Origin of the sequence: Alteromonas sp. S167 (assembly GCF_036864375.1) — a bacterium.
GTDB lineage: Bacteria > Pseudomonadota > Gammaproteobacteria > Enterobacterales > Alteromonadaceae > Alteromonas.
Genome location: NZ_JAZETR010000010.1, coordinates 143102 through 161770 on the forward strand (window position 1 = coordinate 143102; position 18669 = coordinate 161770).

Sequence of the window (18669 nt, forward strand, 5' to 3'; positions counted from 1 at the left end):
CATAAACACAAAAGAGAAGTGCTGAAAAATGATCGTTATTCCTGATTTGCTAACACCACATGAAGTTGCAAAGTTTCGTCGTCACCTTGCCGACGTACCGTTTAGTGATGGTAAAGAAACTGCGATGGGTATGGCTGCTAGTGTCAAGAATAACGGTCAAGCAGATGCCAATGATAAACGCGTTCAGCAGCTCGCTAACGCGTTATTAAGTAAACTAGGGGCACATCCGCAGGTCGTTTCTGCCGCGTTACCCCAACGTATTTTCCCACCCTGTTTTAACCGGTACAGTCAGTCACAGACCTATGGCTATCACGTTGATGCGGCAATCATGCGTATTCCAAATACACCCGATGTTCTTCGTAGCGACATGTCCATGACTGTCTTCCTATCCGAAAAAGAAGAATACGAAGGCGGTGAATTGGTAATACAAACAGGCTTTGGTGAGCAATGCATAAAATGTGATGCTGGTAGTGCCATATTGTATCCATCATCAAGCCTACATAAGGTGACGCCTGTTACCAAAGGCAAGCGTATTGCTGCTATTACATGGATGCAAAGCATGGTTGGTGACCAGCAAATTCGTGAAACGCTCTATCAATTAGACCAAGCTATTCAATCTTTACTGAGTAGTGACACAGCATCACGAGAGCAGCTTGATCAACTGCATCACGTGTATCATAACCTTATTAGAAAATTTACCAACGTATAGGCAATACAATAGCTTCCCGTCTACAGCAATTATTGGTGCCGGTAAACTAAACCTAGTATTGTTTTGCAATGAAATTATTGCGCGAATGATAAGGTCTTTATTAGTAATCTAAGGTAGTCTTAAACGTAACGCCTATCATGTAAAGGAACAAAGTTCGCGTTTAAGACGTTAACTGTGTTGGTACTATGAAAACCTTTTTAATTGCTGCTTCATTGTTTTTCTCTTCTGGGCTATTGGCAAACGATAGCGCACCTACCTACAAATTTGACATTGCGCTAACCGACAGCAACGCCAATTTAGTAAGCAATGGCGTATTTATTTTCGAGCCGTTATTCGATGTTGAAGCCAACATGGTTCCTCACCAGCAGCCGGCTGTGATGAACCAAATTAATAAGCAATTTGTGCCACATGTTTTAGTGGTAAATACGGGAACTGATATAACCTTTCCAAATGCAGATAACCTGTTTCACCACGTATATTCGTTTTCTCCCACAAAGCAGTTCGAACTTAAACTATATAAAGAATTTACCGCCGAACCTCTTACGTTTGATGCGCCTGGAATAGTGGATATTGGCTGTAACATTCACGATTGGATGTTGGGCTACATCATAGTGTCAGACTCTCCTTTCTTCGTGAAAACCGAAGAAAATGGCACAGCTTCGTTAAAACTACCAAAAGGCGACTACAAACTGCGTTTCTGGCACCCAGAGGCAAACGGTGATGACGTTTTCCCAGAAAAGACAATAACCGTTAACGACAATACCGCCGTATCGTGGCAAATAAATGCAGCCATAACAAGTGACGATGGTTTTGATTCAGGTTTTGGCGACTACTAATGAATAAGGCTAAGCTGAAACGCACATGCCAATTAGCTAACTTACTGCTAGCAACGGTAATGACCGCGGTTTCTCACAATGTCTGTGCAAATACTGATGTACTTATTCGCACTTCGTTTACTGCCCAAGAAAACAGTGACAGTTTTCAGCAAATGGGGCGCAGCCATCAGCGTTTCGACGGCGATGGCTTTCACGTCTCTCAAGCGGTGCTTTCTACCGAGCAGCGACTATCGAATAGCTGGTCTGCAGCTGCCGTCATAAACGGCTACAGTGATGGTGAAAAGCGTTTTGGTTTTTCCCAAGCCTATCTAAAATATAGGCCGCTTACCGCTTCAACCATAAAACCTGAAGTAAAAATTGGTGCGTTCTATCCTGCTATTTCTGCTGAAAACACCGATATGGGGTGGCTCTCTCCTCACTTCTTAACGAATTCAGCCATTAACAGTTGGATTGGAGAAGAACTTAGAACCGGCGGTGTGGAAGTAAGCTTGCGTCAAAATGGACGGCAAGTAAGAAGTAATTGGTCGTGGAAAATACTGGGCAGCCTATTTAAGGGCAACGATAGTACCGGCACCTTGCTTTCGTGGCGCGGCTTTGCGCTGCACGATAGACAATCACTTTACGATGACAGAGTAAACTTCTTACCAACGCCGGGCATTGTAAGCGAAGAAGGCTTAAACGCCCCAGCGTGGACGGAGCCGTTCAGAGAAATAGACGGTCGCTTTGGTTACTACGTAGGCGCGCATTTAGCCTACAAGCGCAGTGCCGAGTTGAAATACTACTACTACGACAATAACGCAGACCCAAATATTTTAGATCCTGACCGTATATATGCGTGGCACACCCGTTTTCACTCGGTCACCCTTCGCTATAAATATAGCGCTGAATTAACCGTGTTTTCTCAATTGTTGGTTGGCGACACCCTGATGGGTGAAAACATCGTTGATAACGACTTTAACAGTGCGTACGTTGCTGCTGCTTACGACATGGCACCCTATACCATCGCTGCTCGTGCAGACTGGTATCAAGTGAACGATAACGATGACTTTATGTACGACCCCAACGGCAGCAGAGGGCGCGCATTCACCTTAAGCGCAGGGCGTAAAATAAACGACAACTTCTCGATAACCGGTGAATGGCAAGTAAACTCAGGGAGCCAGCAAAACCTTCGCTTTTTTCAAAACAACGAACGTTTTACCGAACACCTTTTCCAGCTAGCAATTACAGCAACGTTTTAACAACGTATTTGTAGTCAATCGCTTTTTCAAACAACTGCTTTGTCGATAGAAAAGCTATAAAACATTGGTGTTGGTTAGCTGAAGTTTTGCAGTACTCGCTTAGTACATTCGGGTGGATTCTCGAAGTCATACCCCATGCTTTCCAAATTTTTACTGGCCTGCAGCAGCTCTCCGAAAACATGATATTCTATCGCTAAGCTTGATTCGAAGCTGCGCACAGCGACATCTGGGAACGTCTTTTCTTCGATAGCAGGAAGATATTTCTCTTCTCTCTTTTGGTTTAGGTAGTTTACAAATTGTGATTTCGCACTTTCCACTTTTGCCATTTCCTGCTTAGAAAGCACTATTTCTGGGTCTAGGGCATAGTTTCCCTCTTTATGCCCTTTCACAAAAATCATGTAACTACGAAGTGCCGTTACATCAAGCTGTTCTAACCCATAACTAACGTAAGCCAAACTATTCGTTAAATACTGCTTCACGCGCTCAGTTATTTCACCCTCTTGTTTAAATAACGAGTTTGCAAGTGTCATTTCTTTTGTTACTAAATATGACATAGCGGTCGACGTATTTCCCAATATCGCCAAATGGCGCGCTGCATTGTCTCGATACTTTTTAGGCACGTCACTGCGCTGCATAATGGTTAATAACGCAAACATATCGTCATTTCTTGCATGCGCAATTAGGTCTTGCAGACCTAACTCAACATAAGGAGCAAGAAATACTGCATTGGGTGTTTCAAAATTAGAATCCTTACGGGGCAAAAGGATGTCGCCTCTTTCGACATCCCATTCCAATAACGCTTTCTCTATATTTGCGATTTCGGCGTCTTCAATATCGCCTTCCACAATGCACAATGCACCTGCGTTATACTTTTCTGGCGCTAAAGGTTTACTTGAACTGCTATCAAAGACCTGTTGAATGGGTTGTGGGCTGGGTTCAACGGGTTCAGCATCATTGAACTCCGGAGCACCCGTTATTATCGAATGCGCTTCGCTTGGTGCGGTTTTGCTTACACTGCTAAGCAATAGGTATATAACTACGCCTACAATAACTAGCGAAGCAACAAACAATTTTTGGTTCATGATTAATTCCCTTTAATCCGTAATAGGTCGACTAGCTACAGATTACCTGTCATGAATCGACCGAATTTATTAGCTTTCAGCAACCTCAATCAGGTCGAAGGTGGCGGCATCGTCGCCTTTTACCAGCACGCGGCACTGCCCCCAGCTTTCTGGGATTGACCATATGTGGTCTTCGGCTACGGTAAATTTCTCACGATGGGTTTCACAGCGCACTTCTACGGTATCTAGGTCACCTTGAATATTATTGAAAGCAAACTTGTTGCGTACTAACGTATGAAACCAGGCACCGCGCTGGTTTAGCTCTGCGGTTAGCTGAAGGTGTTGGTCAGATGCTATCTGCTCTTCAATTTGAGCTACAACAGGCATAATTTCATCTACGCGCGCTTGTTGCTCTTCCATGCCCTTAAGCGACTCGAACGATGCTAATGCATCGGCATATTGCCCGCGCTGTGCATCTAACACAATCATGCGTTGATAAACGTTTGCGATATAGTCTTCACTGAATACCATGTCGTTGTGCTGTTTGCTGCCGTTGCTTGATAATACGCGGCTTAGACTTTTTGCTTCGCGCTTTTCATCTTGTAATGCATTGGCTATTTGAGCATCTAAACTCAGCAACCAAGTGTTTTCATATCTGTTTAGCGAGTCCCAAGCATGTAGAGCTTCTATTGCCTGATCAGCAGCTTCAATATCGCCAGAGCGAAAGATTTCGTCTACTTCTTTATACGCAATAATGAACTTTCTACGTGCTCCAGTTTGCCCGCCCATTTTAAAGTCCATTTGCACAAGCTGATGGCATTGCTGAGTGGGTTTGCCATCTTTCATGGCAGGTTCAAATTTCCATTGTTCTACCGCACTAAGTGCGCTGCGTTTAAAAGCACTGCTGCCGAAGTAATCATCAATAACCGGGTCTTTCACGTTACCCTGCTCATCTATAACGTAGCTTACGCGTACCCAGCCTTCTCTTCCTCGTCTTGCAGCCATCTTAGGGTAACGCGGATTCACTCGTTCAATGGTAACGGCAGGGGTAAACGCTGTTATGCGTTTTACTTCATCTTTTTTGGCCGTTGCTAACGCTTTTTCTTCCGTTTCATCGCACGGCACGCTTAACTCCTGTGCCATTGTCCCCGAGCTTAACAGCACGGCGCACGCTGCAGTGGCAATAGCAACACGAGATGGCGAAAACAAGGTAGAAGCGCGTTTAGCACTAAAAAGTATTTGAGATGTTTCAATCCGTGAATTTTTCATTTTTTCAGTCCTTCGTACAAAGCTGGTAACGAACGTTTCTGCGAATATAAAGGTGCACTTTTCTAGCTAGCCCGATGCGTAATCGCGAACAATATTGCAAAAGCTAAGACTTTTTAGACGAATTTTCAAGCGAAGCATCGGGTACATTTTTCACCATCATTTGCTCTTTTCGCTTCATCATCATTTTAGCAAGTCTTCGCATACTTACCGTTGTGTCTTTCTCATCAACAATATCCACACCTAGTAAGCGCTCTAGCAAATCTTCTAACGTTAATACGCCTTCTAGACCGCCGTATTCGTCAACAACCAGCAACATGTGTACATGCTTATTGATAAAGTGCTCAAAGGTTACCGACAGCGGCATGGTGTTAAGTACTGTAATCATGTCTTTTGCGTATTCAGAAAGGGGTTTGTCTGTATTCCCTCGTGCCTGCGCCACCAGCAAATCTGAGCGCATAACAAACCCCGTGATGTTTTCTGAATCATTGTCTTCGTAAACGGGAATACGCGAAAATTCGATGCTGGCATGTTTATGGAAAAAGGCTTCTACGGTCATCGACTCCGCCACAGAGAAAAGCGCCGTGCGGTGTGTTATCGCATCTTTCACCTTCAGCTCGTGCAAGCTAAGCAAGCTTTGTAAAAATGCCGCTTCATGATTAGCCAATTGACCTTCCTGCCCCGACAATTCTGCCATTGCGTGTAGTTCGCTACGGCTAAGCCCTCTTAACGGGCTGTCTTCTTTAAACCCGCGTGTAAGTAGCTCAGACATTTTCACAAAAGGCTTAAGAATAAGTGAAAGGTACTTCAAAAAGTAAGCTGTTGCTGGCGCCAGTGATCGCCAATAAGTTGCACCAAGCGTTTTAGGTATAATTTCAGAAAAAACCAAAATTAGCAGCGTCAGTACAGCCGAAATAACGCCTAAATATGCTTCACCAAATACCGACGCGGCTTGCGCACCTGCACCGGCAGCGCCCATAGTGTGAGCAATGGTGTTAAGCGTTAAAATAGCCGATAGCGGCGTGTTGATGTTGTCGGTTTGCGCACGTAGCAGCGAACCACTTGGCTTTTTCTCTTTCTCTAACACTGAAATGTACGCCGACGACACACTTAAAATAACTGCCTCTGCAATAGAGCACAAAAACGAAAAGCCCAGTGCGATAAAGACATAAATGATGAGTAAAAGCATGTGTGTTCCAAGCAATCAATTGCAATGTTAACCAAGCGAATGTTTCCATTACCGCAAGGTGATTTATGTTTGGGTGAAGGCCTATTATGAGTGACGTACCGCGAGATACAAGCGCAGTGTTATATTAATTGTTACTAACTGCAACACGCTGAATGCGAATGCGGCTGATGACGACGCTCACGCCATTTTGCAACACCCAGCCGAACTATAAGCGCAGCTAAAATAAGGGCACATACGCCGTAAATAATTTGAACATTAGCGCCGTGCTGGTGCATATGGCTTTCTGTTTTTATAAAGCTTTCCAATGAAAAGTGGGCGATTATATAGTTAAGCAGGTAACCAAAACCAACACTTGCTGTAATTACGCTAAATAAATACAAGCCTAGTGTTTTTCCGCCCATTTCTTGGCGAATCATTCCCATAGTAGAAACATTCGTCGCTGGGCCTGCCATTAGAAACACTAATACTGCACCTGGCGACAAACCAGCCGCCAAAAACCCCACGGCTAATGGCGTAGAGGCGGTGGCGCAAATGTACATAGGAATACCGATAACAGCCATAACCAGCATAGCAACAATTCCGTCGCCCCATTGCGTTAAAAAGTCGTTAGGCACCCATGTTTTTATCGCCGCGGCTAGAGCTAGGCCAATTAATAGCCATACCACAATATCTTCTAGTAACTTGCCACTAGCATAGCTTACAACACGACGTGCTTTCGAGGGAGATGCAGCATGATGACTATCATCACGAGTCAAAGTAGCCTCTTTATCGCAGCACGATGAGTGCGCATTATGAAAGTGTTCTTCATTCGTCTTTTCTTGCGCAGGTGATTTGTGCTCACCTGCTTCACGTAACGTGCTGCTACAGCAACTAGTATGTACATGTTCAGAATTCGGTGTGCTGTTATTTTCACTGGCAAACCACCTTACCATGGCACCAGCATAAATCGCGCTTACAATGGCTGCGAATGGCCTTACTATTGCAAACAAGGGCCCGAGTAACGCGTATGACACTGAGACACTGTCTACCCCAGTTTCAGGCGTAGACACTAAAAACGAAATGGTAGAAGGCTTCGATGCACCACTGCGACGTAAACCTAAGGCAGCGGGAATAACACCGCATGAGCACAGTGGTAATGGAGCGCCAATAATAGCCGCTTTACTGATTGACGAAAAAGACTCGTTTCCCATGTGCTTTTCAAGAAACGATACCGGCACAAGCTCATGCATAACGCCCGCTACTAATAAACCTAGTAGTAACCATGGCGCAGACTCAATAAAGAGCGCAAGAAAGTTTTGGCCAAGTAAAAGGATATCCGTCATATAACCTCGTTTAGGGGCGCCTAGCCTTTTGGCAAACGGCCCATGGATAAAAGCGGTGAACTAATAAAGCTCAATACCTAGAATATACTAACAGAATTACTTCATTTTGAAAAAATCCGCGGAAAATATGAGCTGAAACGAAGCGAATTTAGCTTAGAGAGGTGGTAGCTGAAAGACATAAAAAAGGCCAGTACAGATGTACTGGCCTAAACGCTGACTGTCTCGATATAGGGATTCAAATAACGAGGTCAACCATGAAAAGCCTCATTACTCGCTATTTACTCGGTTGTACCCGCTTTCTCTTTCTTTAATTTCGACACTACCGAAATGGCTTCTAGCATCACCATTACTGACACTATCAACACCACCGCATCTAAGAATACCAGCAAGTAATTCGCTTCTAGGTAGTATTCTTTTAGCTTGATCACCCCTGCAAAAAAGGCCATTACAAGCACAAACACCATAGGAATAAGCGTGTATCTGGCAGGGCGACCAAGTTTGATGAGCATGACAGAAATTACAAGTAAGGTAAGGCTTGCCAGAATCTGGTTTGTAGAGCCAAACAGAGGCCAAATGATCATACCGCCACTGCCTGAAGAACCACCAGCGCCAAAGGCAAGCAACAAACAGCAGCCCACTGCTACAAGCGTTGCGACAACACCATTTTTTAGCATGTTCAACGAGTATATATCGCCCCATTCTTGAATAATGTAACGCTGTAAACGCACACCTGAGTCCATGGTAGTACCTGCGAACAACACCACCATAACCGCAAGAATAGTAGATGCGAAGTCGACAGGCAGCCCCCAGCCTTGTGCAATCAAGTTTGCGCCACCGGTAATAAACGCACCAACACTTCCTGCACCCAAGTGGCTATACACTTCATGCCACTCTTCTGGTGACGCCGCAAAAGCAACACCACTTACCGCAACAATAGTTATAAGCGCCAGCGAGCCTTCGCCAATGGCACCTAAGTAACCAACAAAACGGGCATCCGTTTCTTTATCTAGTTGCTTAGAGCTTGTGCCTGATGACACGATACCGTGGAAACCAGATACCGCACCACATGCAATGGTCACAAACAACAGTGGAATTAGGCTAGGCGTATCAACCGCGGTTTGTGTGTTAAAGGCAGGAGCAGTAATGTCAGGCAGTGCAAAAAATACTGCACCGTATAGCAAAAATAAGCCAACCAATAGCTGCATACCATTAATGAAATCACGAGGTTGCAACAACATCCACACAGGGAGTAATGAAGCAATAGCGGCATACACAAACAGTATAATTATCCAGTTCGCTTTATCCGCTAAACCAAACATGGTCTCGGGCAAGCTAAGCGGAATGTAGCTCCCCGCATATACAGAGGCATACAATACTAATATACCCACAATACAAAGGGGTATTAGGCTGAAATTACGTTTTAATAATTGGCCGATAACAAGCGCTACGGCGATGGCGGTCCAAGCAGGGAATACGGCATTTGGCTGGGATACAAACGAGTTAGCTATTACAACGCCGAACACCGCATTGACCATAAGCAACACTAAGAACACCACAATCATAAACAGCGAGCGCGATCGTTTTCCAATGACGTTCTCAGACAGTGCTCCCATCGATTTACCTTTGTGTCGAGCACTCGCCCACAGGGCGCCCATATCGTGAACGCCTGCAAATAAAATGGTACCAAATACCACCCAAAGTACGGCAGGGACCCACCCCCAATAAACCGCAATAGCAGGCCCTACAATAGGCGCTGCACCGGCAACTGACGTGAAATGGTGTCCCCACAAAACAACTTTGTTGGTAGGCACAAAATCAACACCGTCTCGTTGAGTGTGCGCCGGTGTTGCAAAGCTATCATCTAATTTAAATATACGGTTTGCGATGAACTTCGAATACACAAACCAACCAAGCATCATTCCAACAATGCCCAGTATTACAATGGCAATTGATTGCATACTGTTATCCTATTTTTGTATTTTCTTTAAACACTACACCAGTTTATAGCGCGTAAAGGTCATACCTGCAAAAGCTAGACACCTCAATAACTTGCGCAGTTTTTAGTATTTGCATGAAGGAGGCAATTTCAATTATTACGCAAGGCTTATAGACACCAGCATTGAACACCAATCACAACGAGTGCTTAACTAACGTCGCTAAGGTAAATAGAAACTCAGGTATATAGAAACTTAAACTAACGTTTTTGTAGGCGCGTATTTAAACATGTTAAGCCTTGTTGAAATAAAGCATTAGACTAAAGTCTAACATTTAGGGTTGAACGGGGCTTTACTGGGAGAGAAAGAATACGTGGTTTCACCATTTTGAGAAAAATGCGCCGAGTTCTGCATAGGCTGCTACAGATTCTGGTGTTTCATATGCCACTAGATATTCCGCATGCGATATCCCTTCGAAAACCTCCAACTGAGTTGGTACACCGACCTCGCGTAATTTGCGGTTAACGCGTACCGTATCGCTTAAAAACATATCCCTTGTACCGCTAAGTAAAAATGTGGGTGGGAACCCTTCAAAGTTTCCGTAAAGGGGTGATACAGAAGAGTGATTTAACGCGATTTTGTTGGCAAACAAGTTAGCTGCCGCTTTTAACACGCCGTCGTAAGTAATAAGTATTCGGTCAACGCCTTCGTTGATATATAAACTGTCTCCCGTTTTTGTAAGGTCGGCCCAAGGCGTACCCGCATAGATGGCCACAGGCGTGGCGATGTTTTCATTCACCAAACGCTGCATAAGCCCAAGTACTAAACCGCCACCTGCGGACGTGCCGCCAACAAACATATTGTGGGCACCATGTGTTTCGAGCAACGCCGTATATACGGAAAATACGTCGTTTAACGCCGCTGGTGATGGAGCATGAGGTGGCATCTGATAATCGACACTAATAACCTCTATACCTAAACGATGCGCAATTAAAATGCCCTCTTCAATACTAGGGAGACCGGCAAAAAACACATAGGCACCACCGTGCACATCTAAATAAACCTTACCCTTAAACTTATCTGACAAAGTAGCCGGCACTATTTTGCGCACCGTTACTCCATTAATGTTCATCATTTCAACATTAACGTTGTACTGCTTACGCATTTTCTTCACTTTTTTCTTTTGCTCTGTGTTTACAGAGTGAATTAGCGCTAGCCACGTCTCTTTGTCGGTTGGCGTACTGTCTAACGCTTGTTGTACCGTTGGAATACCGAACTGGGTAATAGCGTGTTTTAGCTCATCGCTAACAGCAATTGGAACTGGAATTTGGCGTTCTGTCATATCAGCCTCTGTTGCCAAAACGGCGGTAGAAATAAAACTTAACCACAACAATACAAAGCGTAAGCGCATAGTGTACCTACTAATTAACGACTGTCGAATAGCGTAATACGCTACACTATTTTCACTTAAAGTCGTGAATTTTTGAGTATTTTTACTGTGACCAAACTGCACTGTGTAGTAAATTTATTTTGCAGCTTACTTGGTAAGGGTTTCACGCTTTTACCGACATTTAAAATTTATAAAATGTCGAAAAACTAGTATTTAGATCAGGCGTGATACTAACGTGAGTTTGCTATGATTTTTACAATATACCCGAGTTATTAGGCATAAAAGACGATTCAGAACGGCGGGTGTAACACATGGAATTCAAGGCACTTTTAATAAACATTTATAGGGAAATATTTTATGACTAGATTTTCGTTACGCCGCTTTTTTCTTGCGGTAGGTTTATCTGCAGTTAGTACCATTAGCGCTGCACAAGACGCATCTACTACATCGGTTTGGGAAGTCTCGAAAGACAGTGATACCGTGTATGTTGGCGGTACCATTCACATTCTCCCCATTTCTGAATTTCCATTACCCGCTGCTTTTACAGACACCTATGAAAAGAGCGACACCATTGTATTAGAAGCAGAATTACCTGACCCAACAGACATTGCTGCCCAACAAAGAATGATTGAAGCAATGGCCTACACCGGTGAAAGTAATTTAAAAGACAAGTTGTCTGAAGAAACCTTCAATGCGCTTAACCAATACCTTGGAATGTTTGGGGCTAACGCAGAGCAGCTTGCGCGCTTCAAGCCTGGTTTGGTGGCTACTATGCTAATAACAATGGAAGCACAACGGGTAAATATGGCCGGTGAAGGGGTAGATGCTTATTTCACGCAACTGGCAAAGCGCGATAACAAACCAAGAGAATACCTAGAAACCATCGACTTTCAGCTAAATATGCTTGCAAATATGGGGGTTGGTGAAGAAGAGCGCTTTATCTCTGAAACGCTAACCACGCTGCCCGAATTCAAAGAAATAATGCAGGGCACAATTGACGCGTGGCGCGAGGGCGATAGCGAAACAATAGAAACACTGGTTATCGATACATTTAAACGCGAGTCTCCTTCTTCGTTTGATGATGTATTTACCAAGCGAAACCAAAATTGGGTACCACAAATTGAAGCCATGTTTGGCGATGACGATAGTGAGTTTGTATTAGTTGGCGCGGGTCACCTTGTTGGTGAAGGCAACGTTCTTGAATTACTTAAAGCGAAGGGCTACACCGTAAAGCAACTGTAGATGCGTGGAGCTTACTTCTACAAAGCTGCTTTTTTATCAGGTAGCTTCAGGTAATTGGGCAAAAAAATGGGCCAACAGAAATCTGTTAGCCCTAAAGTCCAGTTTGCAATACACATTATCAATGTATTGGTCAGAATTAATACTGACACAGCTATACTTGTGTATATTTTTTGGCTTGCAAAGCGGTCTGTGACTAACGGCAAGGATCCTGTGACAAAGTGGTAAGCTGGCGCAAAGTAAACATTTTCACTTTGCGTATTTTCGAAAAACCTAACCATTTTTCAACGTACTAAACGTAAAAAGCCCTAACACTTGAATGCTAGGGCTTTTATTTTTTAATTTATAAAATTACTTAAGAAACAGACTAGAATCTTGCTCGTACACCAACATAGAATTCTTGACCAATTGGGTCGTAAGTACCTGCGTCAGTTTCTGTACCTGTGCTATTTCCTGTTACACCCGTTAAGATACGTGGAGGCTCTTTGTCGAAGAGGTTATCTACACCGCCATACACTTCAACGATATCGTTTAACTGATAGCTAGCCTGTATATCAACATAGGTCACCGAGTCTACTCCAACACCGCCTGGTGCTATGTCAAAGCCAGCCAAGAACTGATCGTCAAAGTCAGCAGCGCCAATATAGGTAAAGCGTGTGATAACATTTAAATCGTCATAGCGATAACCTAGGTTAAAGAACCCTTTGTGCTCTGATGTACCTATTTCACCTACGAACGGATCTTCTTCGGCACCAGGAAGTGGCGTAGTCGCTCCGTCAATTAAGTAAGTATAAGCAAGTCTTGCCGTTAGTCTTCCACCCATAACATCAGCGCTATAGTTGGCAGTAAGGTCGACACCTTCCAGCGTTACACCACCGCTATTTGATACGCCGCTATCGATGAACTCAAGTGAGCCAGCACTATTATTCCCTACCGCCGTTGGACGACGAGTAATAAAGTCACAGAAAGACTCATCACCACCGCCGTAACATTGATCAAGAATAAACTGGCGCGGTGTCGATACAATGGCATCGTCTATTTCAATATCGAAGTAATCAACAGTGAAATTGAAGTCTTCAAGTACAGCAATACCTTCAGGCGTATATACCACACCAACAGTGGTAGACGTTCCGACCTCTTCAGACACATTGGGATTTCCGCGGTTAAAGCCACTGATACCTTGTATGTCAGATTGGTTTAGTGTGAACGTGCCGTTTGTTGCGATATTTGCTGCCACACCAGGGTCGGCCTGACAACGCGCAGTCGCATTTGCAACACAAGGGTCAATTAAGCCAGACGGGAACGTTTGGCTATCAGGCTGAAATAGCTCATTAATATTTGGTGCACGTGTAGATTGCGCTTGAATTACACGGAAACGAAGTTGTTCATTAACCGCATAGTCGAAACCTACGTTCCAGCTTGTGGTGCTACCAACTGTAGAATAATCAGATGCACGTATCGCAGCCTTAATATTAAACCCGTCGATTACCGGAATGTTGGTTTCAACGTAGTATTCCGTTACGTCAAATTCCCCCTGAGTGGCAGGAATTGCGTTACCGGCGTTTAGTCCAGCTTGCTGTAGGGCATCAAATTCACTACGAGAGAATTCTTCGCGGTACTCAAAACCAAATGCTAAACCCAACGGACCTGCAGGTAAATCAAACACTTCACCGGCTAAGTTAGCGCCGATAACTTCTTGCGTTACTTCGGTTGATAGCAGCGAAGGTGCCTGTACATAGGCTGCAGCTTCAGGTGATATGGAATTAAAACCGTAAATGTCGATAGGAACACAGCCAAAGCTTCGAGCAGTTTCATCCACACACACCGCTTCGTCAGTTATGCCGTCACCATCAACATCGTTAACATCGCTTATAGCTTCCAATGCATAGCGGAAGTTTTGCACATTAACTAAACCATTAGATACCTGAGCTTCCTTTGTTTGACCGTAGGTATAGAACACATCGTAATACCAACCATCAAACAGCTCGCCATCCATGCCAACCAATACTCTGAAAGTATCCCGCTCGGCCGTATTACCCCTGTTACCCACATCTTGTAGACGCTTAGCGAAGAACAAGTCTCTTGCACCGTTTCCGTTTTCATCGACAGCGGCATTAAGAATGGCATCGGGAACAAACGGGTTTGCCACCATTTGACCATCCACCATAAACTCAAGCGGAACAAAGCCATCAGCGTAAATATCGTCTGAAGCAAATGGGAAAGGCTCTAGTTCGGTTGTTGTTGAGCCGTTCGAATAATTACCTTCAAAGAATATACGGTGATTGTCATTTAACTCGTAATTACCGTTAATCCCCATTAAGTAGCGTTCTGTTGGAATAGCGATAGTTCTAAATGCAGACCGGTTAAAACCGTCAGGACCTATTGTGCCATTTCCATTGGTTGAAAAGCCTTCTTGAAGGTTTCCGTTTTGGTCAAAGGTGAAGCGAGTGCCGCCAGCGTCAAAACGCCCTTGTGGGGGAAATGATGAGAAAAATGGGGTAATGGCTTCAAATATTGATTCTGGATTAGCAACTGGGTCGGCTTCTCCATAAATACCCGAAAGTTGGTCTACCGCAGAACGGTCTCTGTCTCGTGAAAACACTGAGTCTTGGTCGGTGTAAGATAAGTGCGCCATTATACTACCGCGCCCATTAGATGACTGGGTTCCCGTTGTTAGAGAGAACTGGCGTTCAGTTGCATCACCTTCGGCAGACTCACCATATTGTGCGTGCATTTCTAGGCCGTCAAAATCGTCTTTCATAACAATGTTAACAACGCCCGCAACAGCATCAGAGCCATACACAGCCGATGCACCACCGGTCAAGATCTCAATACGCTCAATAAACTGTGCAGGAATGGTATTTAAGTCGACTGCCGACTGCCTGGCACACCAGAGACAAAGCGTCGTCCATTTACCAACACCAAAGTACGCGCGGTACCTAGGCTTCGCAGATCGATTGTTGAAACACCAGCACTTGCCGTAGAGAAGTTTGAATTAGTTCGACTTATGGCCGGAGAGCCAAAAGCAGGGTTTTCAAGAAGTAAGTCCTGAATGTTAGCAACACCTGCAGCTTGAATGTCGCCCGCATCTAAAATTTGAAGGGGTGAAGCAGAAGCGAGTTCGGCCGACTTAATACGCGAACCCGTCACGGCGATTTTTTCAACTTCTTGTTCATTTACTTCAGTTTCTTGTGCGTAAAGTTGCGTTGTAGATAACGCTGTACTTGCCGCACCTAACAGTAAAGACACTCTAACGGCTCGAGCCAGCTTTGTTTTTATATACATTGTATTCTCCCTGGAAAGTTACCCTCCTGGTAACATTTCGCGTTTATGTGTTGGTAATAACTAGCGCTATTGAAAAGTAAATTAGGAACAATATTGGCAACGCTCTAGCGGTTTTACGCCAGATGAGGGAGTGCAGTGATAAACAGACAGAATGGTGTGACGAACAAAAAGATGAACTTAGTAATGTGCCTAAAATGACGTAGATTGAGGACAAAACACCTTTGTTTAGTGACAACTTGGCAATAACTTGACACATAGCCGAGGTTGACTAACGCTTATATATAGTGCTTTATTGAATACAAACTAGACAAAAGTAGGATAAATACATAGACGCTAGCGCCCTATGTTTAAGGTACATTTGGATGTTCGATAGCATCAAACCACACCTTCCAGGCAAGTACTTCTGGCCGATTGCAGTTTGCATTTGGCTTGCAGCGCTGAGCGTAACGACCTACATCCAGTTCGGAGCACTTAAAGGCACACAAGAAGACATAACTTGGATTCGCGTATGGGTGTTATTAAGCCCGTGGTTTTTAAACTGGGTTTGGGTATCGGCATGTATCTTTACCGCAACCTCGTTTATTGAGCGCAAAGGTTGGAAACCTCTCAAGCAGGTGCTATCACATGTTGTTACCTGTATTTTCCTTCTTCTAAGCTATGCTGCTGCATCTACTTTCATGCGAGGTTGGTTAGTAAACCGTACGTTTGACGAAAACATCGCTTCCTTCTTTAAAACAGTTACCGGCAGCCTGCACATGGATTTGTTCATCTACTGTGCCACTTTAAGCTTGGCGTTTGGTACTCGTTTGTATCAACGGCAGATGGAAGACCGAATTGAAGTGCGGCGACTGCAGGTATTGCTAGTAGAAGAACAATTAAAAACATTACGAACGCAGCTTAATCCACACTTTTTGTTTAATGCATTAAACACCATTGCCAGTCTTGTTCGATTAAAAAACGAAGTAGAAGCGGTAACGGCGTTATCTTCATTAAGCGTTATGCTTCGCACCATACTTGAGAACAAGAGCAACGACAGCGTAAAAGTACGAGATGAAATTCGCTTTATCGAGAGCTACCTAAAAATTCAAAAAATGCGCTTTGAAGATAAGCTAGATATTTCCATAGAAGTAGACGAAAGCTGCATGGGAATGCGTATACCGGCAATGTTGCTACACCCTTTAGTTGAAAACGCAGTGCACCATGGCTCGCAATCAACATTTAGAAAAAACCCTCTACAAATTAAGGTTGAAGCAATAAAAGGCATGCTTCACGTAAATTTAAGAAATGCCTTTGATGAAAACACTACGCATGAAGGACATGGTATTGGCGTTGCCAACACACGTGAGCGATTATCACGAATGTTTGAGCATTTTCAATTTGAGTTACGTAGGTGCGAGAACGGCTTATTCGAGACACATTTAGCCATACCAACAGGAGAGACGGATGCTTAAAGTACTGGTTGCTGATGATGAGAGACTCGCCCGAGAAACCATAAAAGTGCTATTAAATGAGCGTGAAGAAGTAACTGAAATATGGGAAGCATGCAACGGCGACGACGCCATTTCTCTTGCTAATTTGCATCATCCTGACGTGGTTATTTTAGATATTGAGATGCCGCAGAAAAACGGTTTAGAAGTAGCTCAATTATTACCGCCACACTGCATTATTGTTTTTGTGACTGCATTTAATGAGCACGCCATTGAAGCTTTTGAACTAAGTGCTGTTGATTACATTTTGAAGCCCTTCGATGACGAGCGGTTTCATAAAATGCTAAATAAAATAAGTGAACGAGTAACTGATAAAAACACGCTGGACCTCACGCAAATAAGCGATGTCATTAAACAAGCTACCCATAAGCCCGAACAGTACAAAACGCGCCTGATTGTACGCGACCCAGGCCGCATTAGGCTAGTAGATGTATCGTCTATTATTTACATAGGTGGTGCTGGCAATTACGCAGAGCTTCATCTTGACGACGGGAATGTAATATTACATCGCGAGACCCTTACTTCGCTGGAATCTCAGCTAGACCCAAGCTTATTTCTTCGTATTCACCGTTCAACCATTGTTAGGCGAAATGCCATTTGCGAGCTTAGCCCTACTGAAAAAGGCGATTACAACGTTACGCTTCGCTCTGGCGAGTGTGTTGTGCTGTCGCGACGAAACCGCGATAAGTTAGAGTATCTAATGAGTTAACAAGCTAATTGATACTGAAGCGCATTTCAGCTGTATAATACTAATACTAATACGTAGTAACAAAAATCTGATTTGCGCATGAAGAAAGTTGTAAAGAGAGCTCAGACTGGTTTTACATTAATAGAGCTTATTATTGCAATTGTACTGCTAGGCATACTAGCTGTGACTGCGGTACCGAAATTTTTAAACTTACAGAAAGATGCACAGCAAGGTGCGCTTGAAGGGCTAAGAGCTGCACTAACGTCAAGCGCGAACGTCGTTTATGCCAAAGCACTTATCGAAGGGGCTACAGACAGTGCCGATACCACGCTAAGTTCTGGTATTCGCGTTCGCTACGGCTATCCTTACGCCACCCAAACCAACTTAAAATTGGTTGCTGACTTCACTGAAGACGATTTCAAACTTACAGGCTCGGCACCTGAGGTTATCGCTACCCTAGAAAGTGCCACCAGTGGGCTATCGAATGCCGAAATAAACGCAAGCGACGTTTGTAAGTTAACCTACCGTCACCCAAACCAAGGTGAACAACCTACCATTACAATTTCTGACTGCGATAGTTAGCATTATTGGGCAGGTATCGACAAGTTTCTCTCTCCCACCAAGCTTTATAAATGCTAAAGGGGTGGCGCTTATTTAATTTAGAACTCTTAGCTGCATGGATGCAGCTGCGAAGCCGCTAATACAAAAGCACGGATGGACTCACCGCGTGTTCTCTTCTTTCTCCAAAGCTTTCTGTTATGCGGCAAGAAGGGAGTGAGTGTATGCCTTCTGAAACCCTACACCGCAGGGATGCGGTGTAGGAGCCCCCAAGGATGGGTTTACGGCGTGTTTCAGAGGGCATACACTCGCGCACTTTCCAAAAGGCATAAAAAAAGCGCACCTAAGTGCGCTTTTTTGGGCTCGTGTTGCTAAGTCTAGATTAGTCTAGGATCTTAGATACAACACCAGCACCTACTGTACGACCACCTTCACGGATTGCGAAACGAAGACCTTCTTCCATCGCG

16 protein-coding genes are annotated in these 18669 nt (G+C 44.2%); 7 read left to right on the forward strand and 9 right to left on the reverse strand.

From position 1 onward, the window contains the following. Positions 1 to 28 precede the first annotated feature (28 nt). The 3 genes from V7R35_RS15425 (at position 29) to V7R35_RS15435 (ending at position 2783) form a co-directional block, all read left to right on the forward strand. Positions 29 to 709 carry a Fe2+-dependent dioxygenase gene (locus V7R35_RS15425; RefSeq protein ID WP_334015818.1) on the forward strand — a complete coding sequence of 227 codons (681 nt, stop codon included), beginning with the start codon at positions 29 to 31 and terminating at the stop codon, positions 707 to 709. Positions 710 to 894: 185 nt separating this feature from the next. Next, positions 895 to 1545 carry a methylamine utilization protein gene (locus tag V7R35_RS15430; RefSeq protein WP_334015819.1) on the forward strand — a complete coding sequence of 217 codons (651 nt, stop codon included), beginning with the start codon at positions 895 to 897 and terminating at the stop codon, positions 1543 to 1545. Further along, positions 1545 to 2783 (forward strand): hypothetical protein, encoded by a 1239-nt coding sequence (locus tag V7R35_RS15435; protein ID WP_334015820.1) that lies wholly within the window; start codon positions 1545 to 1547, stop codon positions 2781 to 2783. The genes V7R35_RS15430 and V7R35_RS15435 overlap by 1 nt, the downstream gene beginning before the upstream one ends. A 74-nt stretch (positions 2784 to 2857) precedes the next feature. Here V7R35_RS15435 and V7R35_RS15440 read toward each other — a convergent pair whose 3' ends face one another. The 6 genes from V7R35_RS15440 to V7R35_RS15465 form a co-directional block, all read right to left on the reverse strand. Beyond that, on the reverse strand, positions 2858 to 3865 hold the full coding sequence (locus tag V7R35_RS15440; RefSeq protein ID WP_334015821.1) for a hypothetical protein: 1008 nt from the start codon (positions 3863 to 3865) through the stop codon (positions 2858 to 2860). Between the two features lie 69 nt (positions 3866 to 3934). Further along, positions 3935 to 5113, reverse strand: a complete 1179-nt coding sequence (locus V7R35_RS15445; RefSeq protein WP_334015822.1) for an energy transducer TonB — start codon at positions 5111 to 5113, stop codon at positions 3935 to 3937. Positions 5114 to 5216: 103 nt separating this feature from the next. After that, positions 5217 to 6299 (reverse strand): CNNM domain-containing protein, encoded by a 1083-nt coding sequence (locus V7R35_RS15450; RefSeq protein ID WP_334015823.1) that lies wholly within the window; start codon positions 6297 to 6299, stop codon positions 5217 to 5219. A 134-nt stretch (positions 6300 to 6433) separates the two neighbouring features. Continuing rightward, positions 6434 to 7621: an SO_0444 family Cu/Zn efflux transporter gene (locus V7R35_RS15455; protein ID WP_334015824.1), complete on the reverse strand. Its 1188-nt coding sequence runs from the start codon at positions 7619 to 7621 to the stop codon at positions 6434 to 6436. A 278-nt stretch (positions 7622 to 7899) separates the two neighbouring features. After that, the gene (locus V7R35_RS15460) at positions 7900 to 9579 is read right to left on the reverse strand and encodes a carbon starvation CstA family protein (RefSeq protein ID WP_334015825.1); all 1680 of its coding nucleotides are present in this window, start codon (positions 9577 to 9579) and stop codon (positions 7900 to 7902) included. 355 nt (positions 9580 to 9934) lie between these two features. Next, on the reverse strand, positions 9935 to 10966 hold the full coding sequence (locus V7R35_RS15465) for an alpha/beta hydrolase fold domain-containing protein (RefSeq protein WP_334015826.1): 1032 nt from the start codon (positions 10964 to 10966) through the stop codon (positions 9935 to 9937). A 336-nt stretch (positions 10967 to 11302) separates the two neighbouring features. Between V7R35_RS15465 and V7R35_RS15470 the strand changes: the two genes are divergently transcribed. Beyond that, on the forward strand, positions 11303 to 12187 hold the full coding sequence (locus V7R35_RS15470) for a TraB/GumN family protein (RefSeq protein WP_334015827.1): 885 nt from the start codon (positions 11303 to 11305) through the stop codon (positions 12185 to 12187). Between the two features lie 364 nt (positions 12188 to 12551). Here V7R35_RS15470 and V7R35_RS15475 read toward each other — a convergent pair whose 3' ends face one another. Next, positions 12552 to 15008 (reverse strand): TonB-dependent receptor domain-containing protein, encoded by a 2457-nt coding sequence (locus V7R35_RS15475; protein WP_334015828.1) that lies wholly within the window; start codon positions 15006 to 15008, stop codon positions 12552 to 12554. A gap of 38 nt (positions 15009 to 15046) precedes the next feature. Next, positions 15047 to 15469, reverse strand: coding sequence for a TonB-dependent receptor plug domain-containing protein (locus tag V7R35_RS15480; protein WP_334015829.1), 423 nt, complete (start codon positions 15467 to 15469; stop codon positions 15047 to 15049). Positions 15470 to 15831: 362 nt separating this feature from the next. Here V7R35_RS15480 and V7R35_RS15485 point away from each other — a divergent pair, with 362 nt between their 5' ends. From V7R35_RS15485 to V7R35_RS15495, 3 genes are all read left to right on the forward strand, one after another. Then, on the forward strand, positions 15832 to 16920 hold the full coding sequence (locus V7R35_RS15485) for a sensor histidine kinase (RefSeq protein WP_334015830.1): 1089 nt from the start codon (positions 15832 to 15834) through the stop codon (positions 16918 to 16920). Further along, the gene (locus V7R35_RS15490; protein WP_334015831.1) at positions 16913 to 17665 is read left to right on the forward strand and encodes a LytR/AlgR family response regulator transcription factor; all 753 of its coding nucleotides are present in this window, start codon (positions 16913 to 16915) and stop codon (positions 17663 to 17665) included. Before V7R35_RS15485 ends, V7R35_RS15490 begins: the two co-directional genes overlap by 8 nt. A gap of 78 nt (positions 17666 to 17743) precedes the next feature. After that, the gene (locus tag V7R35_RS15495; protein WP_334015832.1) at positions 17744 to 18226 is read left to right on the forward strand and encodes a type II secretion system protein; all 483 of its coding nucleotides are present in this window, start codon (positions 17744 to 17746) and stop codon (positions 18224 to 18226) included. Positions 18227 to 18584: 358 nt separating this feature from the next. On the opposite strand, the gene V7R35_RS17865 is transcribed toward V7R35_RS15495, so the two are convergent. Beyond that, positions 18585 to 18669, reverse strand: an 85-nt coding sequence (locus V7R35_RS17865) for a hypothetical protein (RefSeq protein ID WP_131138255.1), incomplete at its 5' end; no start/stop codon positions are given.

Coding starts and splice junctions, on each gene's coding strand:
- V7R35_RS15425 (WP_334015818.1), top strand. CDS start 29: ATGATCGTTATTCCTGATTTGCTAACACCACATGAAGTTGCAAAGTTT.
- V7R35_RS15430 (WP_334015819.1), top strand. CDS start 895: ATGAAAACCTTTTTAATTGCTGCTTCATTGTTTTTCTCTTCTGGGCTA.
- V7R35_RS15435 (WP_334015820.1), top strand. CDS start 1,545: ATGAATAAGGCTAAGCTGAAACGCACATGCCAATTAGCTAACTTACTG.
- V7R35_RS15440 (WP_334015821.1), bottom strand. CDS start 3,865: ATGAACCAAAAATTGTTTGTTGCTTCGCTAGTTATTGTAGGCGTAGTT.
- V7R35_RS15445 (WP_334015822.1), bottom strand. CDS start 5,113: ATGAAAAATTCACGGATTGAAACATCTCAAATACTTTTTAGTGCTAAA.
- V7R35_RS15450 (WP_334015823.1), bottom strand. CDS start 6,299: ATGCTTTTACTCATCATTTATGTCTTTATCGCACTGGGCTTTTCGTTT.
- V7R35_RS15455 (WP_334015824.1), bottom strand. CDS start 7,621: ATGACGGATATCCTTTTACTTGGCCAAAACTTTCTTGCGCTCTTTATT.
- V7R35_RS15460 (WP_334015825.1), bottom strand. CDS start 9,579: ATGCAATCAATTGCCATTGTAATACTGGGCATTGTTGGAATGATGCTT.
- V7R35_RS15465 (WP_334015826.1), bottom strand. CDS start 10,966: ATGCGCTTACGCTTTGTATTGTTGTGGTTAAGTTTTATTTCTACCGCC.
- V7R35_RS15470 (WP_334015827.1), top strand. CDS start 11,303: ATGACTAGATTTTCGTTACGCCGCTTTTTTCTTGCGGTAGGTTTATCT.
- V7R35_RS15480 (WP_334015829.1), bottom strand. CDS start 15,469: ATGTATATAAAAACAAAGCTGGCTCGAGCCGTTAGAGTGTCTTTACTG.
- V7R35_RS15485 (WP_334015830.1), top strand. CDS start 15,832: ATGTTCGATAGCATCAAACCACACCTTCCAGGCAAGTACTTCTGGCCG.
- V7R35_RS15490 (WP_334015831.1), top strand. CDS start 16,913: ATGCTTAAAGTACTGGTTGCTGATGATGAGAGACTCGCCCGAGAAACC.
- V7R35_RS15495 (WP_334015832.1), top strand. CDS start 17,744: ATGAAGAAAGTTGTAAAGAGAGCTCAGACTGGTTTTACATTAATAGAG.